Annotated in this window: 15 protein-coding genes and 1 tRNA gene; 11 read left to right on the forward strand and 5 right to left on the reverse strand. The window is 72.2% G+C overall.

Going from position 1 to position 14,348, the window contains the following annotated elements; genetic code table 11:
• Positions 1-67: 67 nt before the first annotated feature.
• Positions 68-586 carry a response regulator gene (locus BIV25_RS34560; protein ID WP_071376459.1) on the reverse strand — a complete coding sequence of 173 codons (519 nt, stop codon included), beginning with the start codon at positions 584-586 and terminating at the stop codon, positions 68-70.
• Between the two features lie 229 nt (positions 587-815).
• Between BIV25_RS34560 and BIV25_RS34565 the strand changes: the two genes are divergently transcribed.
• Positions 816-887, forward strand: a tRNA-Arg gene (locus BIV25_RS34565).
• 97 nt (positions 888-984) lie between these two features.
• Here the strand turns inward: BIV25_RS34565 and BIV25_RS34570 are convergent.
• Positions 985-1,953 (reverse strand): Ku protein, encoded by a 969-nt coding sequence (locus BIV25_RS34570; RefSeq protein ID WP_177235515.1) that lies wholly within the window; start codon positions 1,951-1,953, stop codon positions 985-987.
• A 41-nt stretch (positions 1,954-1,994) separates the two neighbouring features.
• Between BIV25_RS34570 and ligD the strand changes: the two genes are divergently transcribed.
• Positions 1,995-2,879, forward strand: a complete 885-nt coding sequence (gene ligD / locus BIV25_RS34575; protein WP_071376460.1) for a non-homologous end-joining DNA ligase — start codon at positions 1,995-1,997, stop codon at positions 2,877-2,879.
• A 10-nt stretch (positions 2,880-2,889) separates the two neighbouring features.
• Here the strand turns inward: ligD and BIV25_RS34580 are convergent, their stop codons facing one another.
• On the reverse strand, positions 2,890-3,693 hold the full coding sequence (locus BIV25_RS34580) for a nuclease-related domain-containing protein (RefSeq protein WP_071376461.1): 804 nt from the start codon (positions 3,691-3,693) through the stop codon (positions 2,890-2,892).
• A gap of 321 nt (positions 3,694-4,014) precedes the next feature.
• On the opposite strand from BIV25_RS34580, the gene BIV25_RS34585 reads away from it, so the two are divergent.
• The 6 genes from BIV25_RS34585 (at position 4,015) to BIV25_RS34610 (ending at position 9,905) form a co-directional block, all read left to right on the forward strand.
• Positions 4,015-4,767, forward strand: a complete 753-nt coding sequence (locus BIV25_RS34585) for a hypothetical protein (protein WP_071376462.1) — start codon at positions 4,015-4,017, stop codon at positions 4,765-4,767.
• The gene (locus BIV25_RS34590; protein ID WP_071376463.1) at positions 4,764-6,020 is read left to right on the forward strand and encodes a HAMP domain-containing sensor histidine kinase; all 1,257 of its coding nucleotides are present in this window, start codon (positions 4,764-4,766) and stop codon (positions 6,018-6,020) included. The genes BIV25_RS34585 and BIV25_RS34590 overlap by 4 nt, the downstream gene beginning before the upstream one ends.
• Before the next feature lie 82 nt (positions 6,021-6,102).
• Positions 6,103-6,459, forward strand: coding sequence for an SH3 domain-containing protein (locus BIV25_RS34595; RefSeq protein WP_071376464.1), 357 nt, complete (start codon positions 6,103-6,105; stop codon positions 6,457-6,459).
• Between the two features lie 43 nt (positions 6,460-6,502).
• Positions 6,503-7,864: an FtsW/RodA/SpoVE family cell cycle protein gene (locus BIV25_RS34600; RefSeq protein WP_071376465.1), complete on the forward strand. Its 1,362-nt coding sequence runs from the start codon at positions 6,503-6,505 to the stop codon at positions 7,862-7,864.
• 50 nt (positions 7,865-7,914) lie between these two features.
• Positions 7,915-9,372 (forward strand): penicillin-binding transpeptidase domain-containing protein, encoded by a 1,458-nt coding sequence (locus BIV25_RS34605; protein WP_071376572.1) that lies wholly within the window; start codon positions 7,915-7,917, stop codon positions 9,370-9,372.
• A 44-nt stretch (positions 9,373-9,416) separates the two neighbouring features.
• Positions 9,417-9,905 carry a DUF3291 domain-containing protein gene (locus tag BIV25_RS34610; protein ID WP_071376466.1) on the forward strand — a complete coding sequence of 163 codons (489 nt, stop codon included), beginning with the start codon at positions 9,417-9,419 and terminating at the stop codon, positions 9,903-9,905.
• Here BIV25_RS34610 and BIV25_RS34615 read toward each other — a convergent pair.
• Both BIV25_RS34615 and BIV25_RS34620 read right to left on the reverse strand, forming a co-directional pair.
• Positions 9,889-10,737 (reverse strand): hypothetical protein, encoded by an 849-nt coding sequence (locus BIV25_RS34615; protein WP_371273099.1) that lies wholly within the window; start codon positions 10,735-10,737, stop codon positions 9,889-9,891. The two genes, BIV25_RS34610 and BIV25_RS34615, sit on opposite strands and share 17 nt — an antisense overlap.
• A 187-nt stretch (positions 10,738-10,924) precedes the next feature.
• Positions 10,925-12,058, reverse strand: coding sequence for a ferritin-like domain-containing protein (locus BIV25_RS34620; RefSeq protein ID WP_071376468.1), 1,134 nt, complete (start codon positions 12,056-12,058; stop codon positions 10,925-10,927).
• Positions 12,059-12,181: 123 nt separating this feature from the next.
• On the opposite strand from BIV25_RS34620, the gene BIV25_RS34625 reads away from it, so the two are divergent.
• The 3 genes from BIV25_RS34625 (at position 12,182) to BIV25_RS34635 (ending at position 14,242) form a co-directional block, all read left to right on the forward strand.
• A complete protein-coding gene (locus tag BIV25_RS34625; RefSeq protein WP_071376469.1) occupies positions 12,182-13,120 on the forward strand; it encodes a diiron oxygenase in 939 nt (312 codons plus the stop codon).
• A gap of 131 nt (positions 13,121-13,251) precedes the next feature.
• The gene (locus tag BIV25_RS34630) at positions 13,252-13,908 is read left to right on the forward strand and encodes a TetR/AcrR family transcriptional regulator (RefSeq protein ID WP_071376470.1); all 657 of its coding nucleotides are present in this window, start codon (positions 13,252-13,254) and stop codon (positions 13,906-13,908) included.
• Positions 13,895-14,242 carry a hypothetical protein gene (locus BIV25_RS34635; protein WP_079177060.1) on the forward strand — a complete coding sequence of 116 codons (348 nt, stop codon included), beginning with the start codon at positions 13,895-13,897 and terminating at the stop codon, positions 14,240-14,242. Before BIV25_RS34630 ends, BIV25_RS34635 begins: the two co-directional genes overlap by 14 nt.
• The last annotated feature ends 106 nt before the right edge of the window (positions 14,243-14,348 follow it).

Raw genomic sequence — 14,348 nt, forward strand, 5'->3', positions numbered from 1 at the left:
GGGTGGGTATGCGACGTGGTTTCTCACTGCGGGACGGGCGGGGGATTCAAGGGGGTTTCGGAAGGTTTCACTTCTGGATCCGGCCACCGTAGGAGACCCGGCAGCCGTACATGCCGTCGGTGCCGTCGCCCTCGCCGCTTCCGCCCGGCTCCTCGTCCCCGTCGCCCTCGCCGTCGCCGCCCCCGTCCGCGCCGCCGTGGCGCCCGCCGGCTCCCCTGTGCCCCGCTGCCCCACGGCCGTCCCCGCGCTGGATGAGCTGCTTGACGAGCCGGACCAGGTCGGCCGGCTCGAAGGGTTTGGCGAGGAAGGCGTCGACTCCGACGTCGAGGCCGCTCTCGACCTCGTACTGCGTGCACGCGCTGATGATGGCGAGCGGCAGATCGTGCGTACGGGGATCGGCGCGCAGCCGGGCCGCCGTGCGCAGGCCGTCCAGCCGAGGCATGACGACATCGAGGGTCACGACATCGGGCCGCACCTGGTGCACCACGTCCAGACACTCGGCACCATCGGCCGCGGTCACGACCTCGAGCCCTTCCAGCTCGAGATTGACCCTGATCAGCTGCCGGATGACCTTGTTGTCGTCCACAACAAGCACCCGACCCGAGGCGCCTGGCACACGTCGAGAGTAGGTCCGGACCGGCCACCGCGTCCGGGTTTTCCCCACTTCCGCCCCGTACAGGGGACCCGTTCCACCGAGCACCGCACACCGGCCCCACCGCGCCCCGCCCCCACCCCGCAAACGGGTTCCTGATCACCCCGCCGGACCTGCTAGTGTTCTACTCGTCGCCGAGAGCGAAGCGCTCAACAGCCGACACGCCCCCGTAGCTCAGGGGATAGAGCAACGGCCTCCGGAGCCGTGTGCGCAGGTTCGAATCCTGCCGGGGGCACTTCGCAGGGAGTGCCGAAAGACCCCGCCGTCAGCGAGTTCGCTGGGCGGGGTTTTTTGTGTGTGGCTCAGGCCCGCTGCAGGGTGTCGGCAGGTGTCTAGGCCGACCGCTTGCGGGGCGCGGGCTTTCTCGTCGTCGGCTTCGTGGTCTTCTTCGCGGCGGACTTGGCTGTCGGCTTCTTCGCCGTCGCCGTCTTCTTGGCGGCAGGGGTCTTCTTCCGGGCGGCGGCGGTCTTGCTCGGCAGGCGTCTGACCTCCGCCTCGACGTCCGAGGGGGGTTCGCCGCGGGACTCGCGGGCCGCTCGCACGCTGCTCTCCAGGGCCGCCATCAGGTCGAGGACCCTGCCGCCGGCCGCCGGGGCCGGGGTCTCGGGCGGGGCCTCGCCGGAGGCCTTCGCGGCGATGACCTCCTCCAGGGCCTCCCGGTACTCGTCGTGCAGGTCCGCCAGGTCGACCTCGCCCAGGGTGTCCATCAGGGCGTCGGCGAGGTCGAGTTCCTTGTCGCGGACGGTGACGTCGAGGTCCGGGGCGACGCCTTCCGGGGCACGCACCTCGTCCGGCCAGAGCAGGCCGTGCATGGCGATGGCGTCGCCGACCACCCGCAGCATGCCGAGTCGTTCGCGGCCGCGCAGGGCGTACTTCGCGATGGCCACCTTGTTGCTGCGCTTGAGGGCCTCGCGGAGGAGGACGTACGGCTTGGCGGCCGGGGCCCCGCTCGCGGCCAGGTAGTACGCCGCGTCCATCTGGAGCGGGTCGATCCGGTCGGCCGGCACGAAGGCCACGATCTCGATCGTGCGGGCGGTGGGGATGGGGAGGTGGGAGAGGTCGTCGTCGGTGATCGGGATGATCGTGCCGTCCGCGTCCTCGTAGCCCTTGCCGATCTCGGCGCCGCTGACCTCGCGGTCCTCCAGTTCGCAGATCTTGCGGTAGCGGATGCGGCCGCCGTCCTCGGTGTGGATCTGGCGGAAGGAGACCGAGTGGCTCTCCGTGGCGTTCACCAGCTTGATCGGGATGCTGACGAGACCGAAGGAGATCGCGCCGTTCCATATCGACCGCACGTGCCGCACCCTTCCGACGGTTGCACCGCTCTGTCTGGGATTGTCATCTTATGACGCCTATGACAGAGGTGGCGGGACGGCGGGTCGCGCTCAGCAACCTGGAGAAGGTGCTGTATCCGCGGACCGGATTCACCAAGGCGGAGCTGGTGCACTACTACGCGACCAGCGCCGACGCGCTGCTGCCGCATCTGCGCGACCGTGCCGTCTCCTTCCTGCGCTATCCGGACGGGCCCGAGGGGCAGGTCTTCTTCACCAAGAACGTGCCGCCGGGTACGCCCGAGTGGGTCACCACCGCCGAGGTGCCCCGGTCGGAGGGCCCGGCCCGGATGGTCGTCGTACAGGATCTGGCCAGCCTCGTCTGGGCCGCGAATCTCGTCGCCGAGTTCCATACGCACCAGTGGCTCGTGCAGCGGCCCGACGAGGCCGACCGGCTGGTGTTCGATCTCGATCCGGGGCCGCCCGCCCATCTCGTCCACTGCTGCGAGGTGGCCCTGTGGCTGCGCGAGCGGCTCGCGGCGGACGGGATCGAGGCGTACCCGAAGACCGCCGGGTCGAAGGGGCTGCATCTGCTGGCCGCCGTGCGGGGCTCGTCCGCGGAGCGGACCAGCGAGTACGCCAGGGCGCTCGCCGTCGAGGCCGAGCGGGCCCTGCCCCGGCTGGTGGTGCACCGGATGACCAGGAGCCTGCGGCCGGGCAAGGTGTTCGTCGACTGGAGCCAGAACGCCGCGCGCAAGACCACGGCCACGCCCTACACCCTGCGCGCCCGCCCCACACCGCTCGTCTCCGCTCCGGTCACCTGGGACGAGGTCGCGGACTGCCGCAGCCCGGCCCAGCTGGAGTTCCAGGCTCAGGACATCGCCCCGCGCCTGCGGGACCTCGGCGAGCTGATGGCACCCCTGCTGGACCCGGAGGCGGCGGCCCCGCTGCCCGGGTGACCGTCGGCGTCTACACCCTCTCCCACGTGTTCCGGTCCCGTGCCATGCCGTGCAGGGCCTCCACGTCCGCCGGCTTCAGCACCCCGCCCAGCCGGGCCAGGTCCGCCAGGTCCGCGTCCTGGAGGATCCGTACCGTGCGCGGCCGGGCGGTGACCGTCACCTCGGTGGGGCCCGCGAGGGCCAGGACCGGGCGGACCTCGGCGGTCAGGGCGTAGGAGGCGCGGTCGGCGTCCGCGCGCAGGCGGCGCAGGAGGGGCTCGGGATCACGGCGCCCGACGGTGACCATGGGGTCGGCGACCAGGATCCGGGCCTTGCGGGCGTACAGGGCGTGGACGGTGAAGACGCCGCCGGGGCCGAGCAGCAGATGGTGGATGCGGTCGCCGCCGGGCAGCGCGAGGGAGTGCAGGGTGTGCCAGCCGGCGCCCTCCAGGGCGTCGAGGGCCTGGCCGACGGTCTGCTCGGCGGTCAGGGCGCGGCGGCGCGGATCGGGGCGCAGCCGGTGGGCGGGACCGGGGTCGCGGTCGAGGGCGACGAGGAGGGCCTCGCCGGGGCGGTTGGGTGCCAGGTCGTCGTCGGGGTGGAGGGTCAGCCGGGCCAGTTCGGCCGGGGTCGGGACCGGGGGCGGGCCCACGGTCACCGGGCCGGTCAGAAAGGGCTTCAGAGCATGGAGTACGTCGTCCCTGCTGTCCTCGCCGAGCAGGTTCACCCGGCCCGCCTCCCGGTCGTACCAGGCGACGTTGCTGCCGTCCGGGCGGCAGACGTAGAGCCTTTCCCGGCCGTGCCGATAGGCCGGCACCACGCGCAGTGCGTTCATGCGCCATCACCCCTCGACCATGGGAACAGGCGGGGCGCTCCGGGGGCAAGACCGGTCACCTCGGAGAAGGGCCCCGGAGACGGCCCCTGCGCGCGGCCCTGCGCGGGACTGCCGACCGTCCGGCTGCTCGAAGATCTGGCCGAGTAACCTCTGCCCAGCACCATCACCAGGGAACAAAAAGGACTTCCCTACAAAATTACGAGCAATACGAGACTACGCATAAGGTTGTACGGGGCCCCGGACGACCCCGTCAGCCCCGGCCTGCCCGTCCGTCCGCCCCTCCGCCCGCCTGTTCGTCCGTTCGCCCGCCCCAGGAGCCCCGTGCCAGTCCGCCGTCCCGCGCGTATCGCCCTCGCCGCGGTCGCCGTCGCCCTGCTGTCGGTGACGGCATCGGGCTGCGGGGACCGCGGCGGGCTGCGGGCCGCCGGGCCGACCCCGACGGCGGTCAGCCCCGCCAAGCTCTGGCCCGACCTCCGGCCGGCGTCCAGCCCGGCCTACCCCTACGACGTGTCGACCCGGTCGGTCGTCAAGGGCATCAAGGTCCCCGGCGACGACATCCGCAAGGTGGACCCGGTCGACGTGGTCGAGGCGGAGATCAAGGCGGAGCCGGACGACTACGGGTCCAAGGGGGCGTACCACGGGACCGTGGACCGGCTGAAGGACTGCCGGCCCGGCGGCGACGAGGCCCGCTGCCCGCTGCTGAAGCCGTACTACCGGGACCTCACCGGCGACGGCAAGGACGATCTGACGCTCGGCTTCCGGCTCTACCCGACCAACCAGACGGCGGTACGGGTCTACACGGTCGAGAAGCACCAGCTGGTGCAGGTGCTGGCCGACAACGACGCGATCCTCGGGGTCGAGCTGGCCGGGCGGGCGCTGATCGAGCGCTCACCGGCGGACATCTCCGGCTACGAGTACCGCACGACCTGGGTGTGGGACCCGGAACAGCGCGCGATGGTGTTCTCGCGGGACGAGTACCTGCACACCGGCGACGGACGGAAGACCTCGAAGCCTTCCCCGTCCGCCACGCCCTCCTCGCCCCCGTCTGCCACCTCCTCGGCGGGCACCCCGTGAAGCCCGGTCTGCCGCGGTGGGCCGGTCCGCTCGCCGTGAAGGCGGCCGTGTTCATCACGGTCATGTGCTGTGCGCTGGCTGCGCTGCTCGGCGTCCTGGTGCACGTCTCGGTGACCGACCGGACCGTCAACCAGGCCCGCGAGCAGGCACTGTCCCGGCTCGACGACGCCACCCAGACGTACGAGGCCGGGGACACGCTGCTGCCGGACGCCGGCGTGGACCCCGAGGGGCTGCCCGCACCGCTGCGGTCACTGGCGGCCACCGGGCAGCGGGGCACGATGGTCTCCACGCACCGGGGGCACCCGACCATGTGGGCGGCGGGCCCGGTGGCCGGGCACCGGGCGCTGGCCGTGGAGCTGGACTACTCGCAGCAGGCCCGGACGATCACCGGGCTCGACACCTCGATCCTGTGGTCGTCGGTGCTCGCGATCGGGGTGACCGTGCTGGTCGGCGTGTTCGCGGTGACCCGGGTGACCCGGCGGCTGCACGCCACCGCGCGCGTGGCCCGGCGGATCAGCACCGGCGACCTGGACGCACGCGTGGACGACCTGCTGACCAAGGACCCGTCCCGGCCGCAGGACGAGGTGGCCGCGGTCGCGGCGGCGCTGGACACGATGGCCTCCACGCTGCAGAGCAAGCTGCTGAGCGAGCAGCGGTTCACGGCGGACGTGGCGCACGAGCTGCGCACCCCGCTGACCGGGCTGCACGCGGCCGCGGAGCTGCTGCCGCCGGGCCGGCCGACGGAGCTGGTGCGGGACCGGGTGGCGGCGCTGCGCACCCTCACCGAGGACCTGCTGGAGATCTCCCGGCTCGACACCGGGCGGGAGAAGCTGGAGGTCGGCACCGAGGAGCTGGGGGCGCTGGCCCGGCGGGTGGTGCGGGCGTCGGGCACCGACACGGAGGTGCGGATCGTCCGTAACGCGCGCGTGGACACCGACCGGCGGCGGCTGGAGCGGGTGCTGGGGAACCTGGTGGCCAACGCGCACAAGCACGGCGGGCTGCCGGTGGTGCTGACGGTGGACGGGCCGGTGGTGACGGTGCGGGACCACGGGGGCGGGTATCCGAGGTACCTGGTGGCCCATGGGCCGCAGCGGTTCCGCACGGAGGGCGGGGCCACGGGGCACGGGCTGGGGCTCACCATCGCCATGGGTCAGGCGGAGGTGCTGGGCGCGCGGCTGGTGTTCGCCAACGCGGTGGACGGGGGCGCGGTGGCCACGCTGATCCTCCCGGTGGACGAATCCCCGGGCCTCTGAGAGAGCGTCGTGCCGGGCTGGGCCACCTGACGCCTCGTAATGTGGCGAACAGTAAGGTTTCGCCCCTTTTCAGGAGGCTCACATGTCCCTGCCCCGTTCCCTCACCCGATCACTCGCCGTAGCGGCCGCCGCCGGCGCCCTCCTCGCCACCGCCTCCATCGCCCCCGCCAGCGCCGGCGGCAAGGGGGGCGAGGAGGGCCTCGGGCACTACCGAGGTGTCGTCACCGCCAAGGGCGGCATCTGGCTGCGGGAGCGGCCGGACCGCAGCAACCGGCAGGTGCGGTTCGTCAAGCAGGGCGAGCAGGTCTCCATCTACTGCAAGACCTCCGGCGACGCGGTGCGCGGCAACCCGGTCTGGTACCTGCTGACGAACGGCACCTGGGCCTGGGGGTCGGCACGTTACATCGCCAACGTCGGCCCCGCGCCGCGCTCGTGTTAGTGGGCACAGCCCACAAGACGCCTCATATGGGTAGGTTCCGGGCATGACCAAGGCCGGAACCACCCTGGCGGCGGCGCGCAGGCCCGCCCCCGCCGTACGCCTCCCCCGGCGCCGTGGCTTCGAACTCGCCCTGATCGTGCTGGCCGTCCTGTTGTGCGTGTACGGCTACTGCGCGGTGGGGCTCGCCCGGACCGGCACCGTCCCGCCCGGCGCCCTCGGCTACGGCGCCGGGCTCGGGGTGCTCGCCCTGGTCGCCCATCTCGCCGTACGCCTGCGGGCGCCGTACGCCGATCCGCTGCCGCTGCCGATCGGCGTGCTGCTCAACGGGCTCGGGCTGGTCCTGATCTACCGGCTGGACCTGCAGACCCCGCACGATCGCGCCGCACCCGCCCAGCTGGTGTGGTCCACCCTCGGGATCGGGCTGTTCACCGTCGTCGTCCTGCTGCTGCGCGACCACCGGGTGCTCCAGCGGTACGCGTACGTGTTCGGGGCCGCGGCCCTCGTGCTGCTCGCGCTGCCGATCCTCTTCCCTGCCGTCAACGGGGCCCGCATCTGGCTGCGGATCGCCGGATTCTCCATCCAGCCCGGCGAGTTCGCGAAGGTGCTGCTCGCGGTGTTCTTCGCCGCGTACCTGGCCGCCAACCGCAACGCGCTCGCGTACACGGGCCGCCGGCTGTGGCGGCTCCAGTTCCCGACCGGGCGGGTGCTCGGCCCGATCGTGACGATCTGGCTGCTGAGCGTCGGCGTGCTGGTCCTGGAGCGGGACCTCGGCACCTCACTGCTGTTCTTCGGGCTGTTCGTGGTGCTGCTGTACGTCGCCACCGGGCGGACGGGGTGGATCGCGGTCGGGCTGCTGCTGGCGGTGCTGGGCGCCGATGCCGTCGGGCGGTTCGAGCCGCATGTGGGCGGGCGGATCGAGGACTGGCTGTATCCGTTCCACACGATCGACGCCGGGAACGGGCCCAACCAGCTGTCCCAGTCGCTGTTCGCGTTCGCGGCCGGCGGGGTGACCGGCACCGGGCTCGGGCTCGGGCACTCCGTGCTGATCGGCTTCGCCGTCAAGTCGGACTTCATCCTGGCGACGGCGGGCGAGGAGCTGGGGCTCGCCGGGCTCGCGGCGATCTTCCTGCTGTACGCCCTGCTCGTGGAGCGCGGCTTCCGGGCGGGGCTCGCGCTGCGCGAGCCGTTCGGCCGGCTCCTCGCCGTCGGACTCGCCTCGCTGCTCGCGCTCCAGGTGTTCGTGATCGCGGGCGGGGTGACGGGGCTGATCCCGCTGACCGGCATGGCGATGCCGTTCCTCGCCCAGGGCGGTTCCTCGGTGGTCACCAACTGGGCGATCGTGGCCCTGCTGATCCGGGTCAGCGACTCGGCACGCAGCCAGTACGACGGGCGGGAGGCCCCGTGAGCGATCCCGGCCACCCCGACCACGCCGGCCTCCCCGACGGCGGGCGGCCCATGGCCCGGTACATCCGCCGCGCCTGGGGGTTCTGCGCGCTGCTGCTCGCGGCCCTGCTGCTCAACGCGGCCCGGGTGCAGGTGGTGCAGTCGCGGATCTACGACGCCAATCCGGCCAACCGCCGTGCCACGATCGCCCGTTACAGCCAGCCGCGCGGCGACATCCTGGTCGGCGGCGAGCCGGTCACCGGATCCACCGACACCGGCGAGCAGCTGCGCTACGAACGCGCCTACCGCAACGGCCCGTTGTACGCCCCGGTGACCGGCTTCGCCTCGCAGCTGTACGGCACCACGTTCCTGGAGCACGCCGCGGACGGGGTGCTCTCCGGCACCGATCCGCTGCTGTCTCCGCTGCCGCTGTGGCAGGACGTGACGCGCAGGCCCAGCCCGGCCGGGAACGTCGTCACGACCCTGAACCGGGCCGCGCAGGAAGCCGCGTACCGGGGGCTCGCCGGGCGCAAGGGCGCGGTCGCCGCGATCGAACCGGCCACGGGCCGCGTGCTGGCGCTGGTGTCGAGCCCCTCGTACGACCCCGGGCAGCTGTCCGGCAACGGCGAGGCGGTGACCTCGGCGTGGGAGCGGCTGAGCCACGACCCGGAGAAGCCGATGCTCAACCGGGCGGTACGGCAGACCTATCCGCCGGGCTCGACGTTCAAGGTGGTCACCGCCGCGGCGGCGCTGGACGCGGGCGTGGTCACCGACCTGGACGCGGACACCGACTCCCCCGACCCCTACCGGCTGCCGGGCACCACGACGCGGCTGACCAACGAGGCCGACGGCTGCGCGGACGCCTCGCTGCGGGCGGCCTTCGAGTGGTCCTGTAACACGGTGTTCGCCAAGCTCGGCGTGGACGTCGGGGCGCACGACATGGTGGCCATGGCGCAGGCGTTCGGGTTCAACGACGCGGGCGCGCGCATCCCCTTCGGCGTGGCGCCCAGCACCTTCGACCCGCGCGTGGACCGGGCGCAGCTGGCGCTGTCGTCGATCGGGCAGTACAACACACGGGCCACGCCCCTGCAGATGGCGATGGTCGCGGCGGCCGTCGCCGACGGCGGTCTGCTGCACTCCCCCTACCTGGTCGCGCGGATCACCGGGCACGACGGTGAGGTCCTCTCCGGGAGCGGGGCGCATCCGGTGCAGCGGGTGATGAGCCCGCCGACGGCCACGCGGCTCAGGGAGCTGATGGCGGACGTGGTCCAGGAGGGCACCGGCACCCGGGCGGCCATCCCCGGCGCCCTGGTCGGCGGCAAGACCGGCACCGCGCAGCACGGGGTCGGCAACTCCGGTGTGCCGTATGCCTGGTTCGTCTCCTGGGCGCAGGCCGACAACACCCTGGATCCGCAGGTGGCGGTCGCGGTGGTGGTGGAGGACGCCTCGGCGGACCGGGGCGAGATCAGCGGCGGCGGGGACGCGGCACCGATCGCGCGGGCCGTGATGCGGGCGGTGCTCGGGAAGTGAGACGGGGGTTCCGAGGACGGCCGCGGCCGACCTACCGTTCGGTCATGCCGCATACGCCAGCCGCGCACGAACTCGCCGAAGTCAACATCGCCCGCCTCAAGTTCCCGCTGGACTCGCCCGAGTTGAAGGACTTCGCCGACGCGCTCGACCCGGTGAACGCGGTGGCGGACGCCGCGGACGGGTTCGTCTGGCGGTTGCAGAGCGACTCCGGCAACGCCACCGACATCCCGGTCCTCGGTGACGAGTGGCTCATCATCAACATGTCGACCTGGCGGGACACGAACGCGCTGACGGCGTTCATGTACCAGGGGCAGCACCGGGAGTTGCTGGCCCGGCGCCGGGACTGGTTCGAGAAGCTGGAGGAGGCGACGGCCGTGCTGTGGTGGGTGCCGGCCGGCCACCGGCCGACGGTCGCCGAGGCGGAGGACCGGCTGCTGCACCTGAGGGCGCACGGCGCGACGCCGTACGCCTTCACGCTGCGCACGTCGTTCCCGGCGCCGCGGGAGACCGAGGCGGTCAGCCGATCGGTCTGATCATCTCCGAGCGGACCTGGAGGGTGAGCTTCGCGTAGAACGCGAGGTCCACCTGGGACGGGTCCTGCGTGGCCGACTTGGCGGTGACCGAGGCGACCATGGCCCCCGTGTTGCCGTCGTTCCAGGCGCACGCGGGGTAGGTCAAGGTCGCACCGACCCTCTTCTCCGTCAGCACCTCACAGCTGACCGTGGGCGAGCCGCTGTCGGTGAAGTCCTTGCGCGCCACCGCCACCGTCATGCCGTCCGCCTCGGACGCGCCCTTCAGCATGTCGACGCGGGCCTTGTCGGCGTTGCTGAAGCGGCCGTACATGCCCGACACCGCCATGGTGCCCTGGCTCGCGTCGCCGTTCAGGGTGTACGAGGCGATCACGGCGTGGACGTCCTTGGCGTCCCAGGCGCCGTCGGCCTCGTCCTCGATCTTCTTGCCCTCGGAGTCGGAGAGATCCTGGGACAGCTGGAACCTGCCGCCGACCAGCGTCTTCGGCAGCGTGAGCTTGTTCTTCGCCGCGGGGAAGCCGCTGCCGAGCACCGCCCCGAGCAGGACGAGCCCCACGACGACGAGCGTGACGACACCGCCCACGATCCCCAGGACCAGCCCGACCCGGCGCTTCCTCGGCGGCGCCGCCATGGGCGGCACCCCCCAGGCCGGGTAGGGCTGCTGCTGGGGATAGGACTGCGGCGGGTACGGCTGCTGCGGACAGGGCTGCCGCGATGCGTACGGGGAGCCGTACGGGCCGGGGGCAGGCTGCGGCGGCGGACCGTACGGGGGCTGCCGGCCATAGGGAGGCTGCGGCCCGTACGACGGCTGCGGCTGCTGCGGTGGCGGAGGCATGGACACGCCAGCACGCTACTGCACCTGGGTGAACCTCCCCGCCCGCACGGTCCGCGGGCTCAGACCCAGGGGGTTGCCGCTTGGATCATCCCGGCGTCGCGGGCCCTGGCATGCGCCCCCGGAGGGGGCACCCCCAGCGCGGGGGACCCCCATGACCCCGCTCGGGCCGGCCGGCCCGCACCGCTCGTCACGGCCGGCCCGGTCCGGACGACGCCCCCTCGGCCGCCCCCGCGTCGACGGCCTCGCGGACCTCCGCCACCCGTGCGCGTTCCTCGGCCGCGAAGCGCTCGGCGTCCAGCCGCTCGGCCAGTTCCTCGTCCTGGGCCATGAGCAGGTCGAGGCTGGCGTCACCCAGTTCGAACACCCCCATGTCCACATAGGCCCGCTGGAGCCGCTCGCCCCACAGGCCGATGTCCTTGACGCACGGCACGATGCGGCTGAACAGCAGTTTGCGGAAGAGCTGGAGGAACTCGGAGTGCTCGCTCAGCTCCGCCGCCTCGGCCTTCGGGATGCCGAAGTTCTCCAGCACCTCCTCGCCGCGCAGCCGGTCGCGCATCAGATAGCAGCCCTCGATGACGAACTCCTCGCGCTCGCGCAGTTCGGCGTCGGTGAGCTGCTTGTAGTAGTCCCGCAGGGCCATCCGGCCGAAGGCCACGTGCCGGGCCTCGTCCTGCATGACGTAGGCCAGGATCTGCTGGGGCAGCGGCTTGGTGGTGGTGTCCCGGATCATCCCGAAGGCGGCCAGCGCGAGGCCCTCGATGAGCACCTGCATGCCCAGGTACGGCATGTCCCAGCGGCTGTCGCGCAGCGTGTCCCCGAGCAGGGCCTGCAGGTTGTCGTTGATCGGGTAGACGAGGCCGACCTTCTCGTGCAGGAACCGGCCGTAGATCTCGGCGTGCCGGGCCTCGTCCATGGTCTGGGTCGCGGAGTAGAACTTGGCGTCCAGGTCGGGCACCGACTCCACGATGCGCGCGGCGCAGATCATCGCGCCCTGCTCGCCGTGCAGGAACTGGCTGAACTGCCAGGAGGCGTAGTGCCGGCGCAGCTCGCCCTTGTCCTGGTCGGTCATCTTGTCCCAGTACGGCGTGCCGTACAGGGCCATGGACTCCTCGGGCGTACCGAGCGCGTCGTACGGATCCACCTCAAGATCCCAGTCGATGCGCTTCTGCCCGTCCCACTGCTTGTCCTTGCCTTTCTGGTACAGGGCGAGGAGGCGGTCGCGGCCGTTGTCGTACTCCCAGTTGAACCGGGCCGCGCCGCTCGCGGGCACCTGCCAGAGGGAGTCTCCCGGGTCGTTGGCGTACAGGTCATGGGTCGGCATACACCGCAGGCTCACACGTAGACGCGGAGTCAACAAGTCATGTGCAAGGGATTGACGCCCTTGCTGACAGGCAGTCTCATAAGAGGCAGGACGACGTACCCCGGGTAACGAGGTGAGGGAGCCATGACGACGCTGACGGAAGCGGACGCGCTGGACGGACTGCGCGACGCGCTCGGCCTGCTCAAGGACCGGGAACAGGTGGCCGAGCGGCTGCTCGCCTCCTCCGCCAAGCACTCCTTCGACCCGGACAAGGAGCTGGACTGGGACGCGCCCTTCGAGCCCGGCAAGTGGTTCTGGCCGCCCGAGCTGGTGTCGCTGTACGACACGCCGATGTGGCGGCGGATGAGCGAGGAGCAGCGGATCCTGCTCTCCCAGCACGAGGCGGCGGCGCTGGCCTCGCTCGGCATCTGGTTCGAGCTCATCCTGATGCAGTTGCTCGTCCGGCACATCTACGACAAGGCGGCCACGAGCGCGCACGTCCGCTACGCGCTCACCGAGATCGAGGACGAGTGCCGGCACTCGAAGATGTTCGCCCGGCTGATCTCGCACGGCGGCACACCCTGGTACCCGGTGAGCCGGACCCACCTGAACCTCGGCCGCGTCTTCAAGACCGTCTCCACCACCCCCGGCTCCTTCACGGCGACCCTGCTGGGCGAGGAGGTCCTGGACTGGATGCAGCGCCTGACCTTCCCGGACGAGCGCGTCCAGCCCCTCGTCCGGGGCGTCACGCGCATCCACGTGGTCGAGGAGGCGCGCCATGTCCGCTACGCCCGTGAGGAGCTGCGGCGCCAGATGCTGACCGCCCCGAAGTGGTCGCAGGAGTTCACCCGGGTCACCTCCGGCGAGTTCGCCCGCGTCTTCTCGGTCGCCTTCGTCAACCCCGACGTCTACACGAACGTAGGCCTCGACAAACGGGAGGCGATGGCCCAGGTGAAGGAGAGCGGCCACCGCCGGGAGGTCATGCAGACGGGCGCGAAGCGGCTGACGGACTTCCTGGACGACATCGGGGTGCTGCGGGGTGTCGGGCGGCGGCTGTGGAGGTCGTCGGGGCTGCTGGCGTAGCAGGGGCTGGGGCGCGCCCCGAAGGGCGCGGGACTGTATCGATATGCGGCTCCGCCGCGTGGGCGCGATCAGCCACGACGGAGCCGCAGACGAAGGACGGCGCCCCGAGCGGAGCGATTAGGCTGCGGTTCATGACCCCGCCCGCCACCCCCGCCTACCGTCGGCTCAGCGTCGAGGAGCGGCGAAGCCAGCTCCTCGACGCCGCCCTGACCCTCTTCGCGCACCGCGCGCCCGAGGACGTGTCGCTGGACGACGTGGCGGAGGCGGCCGGAGTCTCGCGCCCGCTGGTGTACCGGTACTTCCCGGGCGGCAAGCAGCAGCTGTACGAGGCCGCGCTGCGGTCGGCCGCCGAAGAGCTCCAGCAGTGCTTCGACGAGCCGCTTCAGGGCCCGCTGCTGGCCCGGCTCGGCCACGCCGTCGACCGCTATCTGGCCTTCGTCGACGAGCACGACACCGGCTTCAGCGCGCTGCTCCAGGGCGGCAGCGTGGTGGAGACCTCCCGCACCACCGCCACCGTGGACGGGGTCCGCCGGGCCGCCGCCGAGCACATCTACCGCCATCTCGGCGTCGCCGCCCCCGGCCCCCGGCTGCGGATGACCGTGCGTACGTGGATCACGGCCGTCGAGGCGGCCTCCCTCATCTGGCTCGACGAGGGCAAGCAGCCGCCGGTCGAGGAGCTGCGCGCGTGGCTGGTGGAGCAGTTCGTGGCCGTCCTCACCGTCACCGCGGGCCGCGACCCGCAGACGGCCGCCCTCGTCGGCACGCTCACCGGGGATGGCGGAGACTGAGCCCGTGAAGAGCGAGGACATCCCCTTCGAGGGCGGACCGATGGACGGGCGGGTGCTGCCGGTCGCCCTCGGACCGACCGGGCACCCCCCGAAGACGTACCGCATCCCCGTGCCCGACCCGGACGGCGGCCCGGCCACGGTGCTCGTCTACCGCCGTGTGGCGCGCGGGCACAGCAGGCGGCTGGGCCTGATCCAGGGGTGGAAGTACCTCCACGACCCGGACGACATCTCCGGCGGCGGGCTCCGGTGGCCGTGGTCGAAGCCGGCCGGCGCACCGGGCGCCGCGCGAACGGCCGGGCCGGACAACAGCAAGCCGGACGACGCGAACGAGTGACAGGCGTGGGCCGAACCGCCCACGCCCGGCGCGCGCCCCACACGGATACATCTGATTATCGCGGTGCGATAGGAGGCGACCAGCCCGCCCGCCGGGCCCCCTCCCC

It is taken from the genome of Streptomyces sp. MUSC 14, assembly GCF_001866675.1.
Taxonomy (GTDB): Bacteria; Actinomycetota; Actinomycetes; order Streptomycetales; family Streptomycetaceae; genus Streptomyces.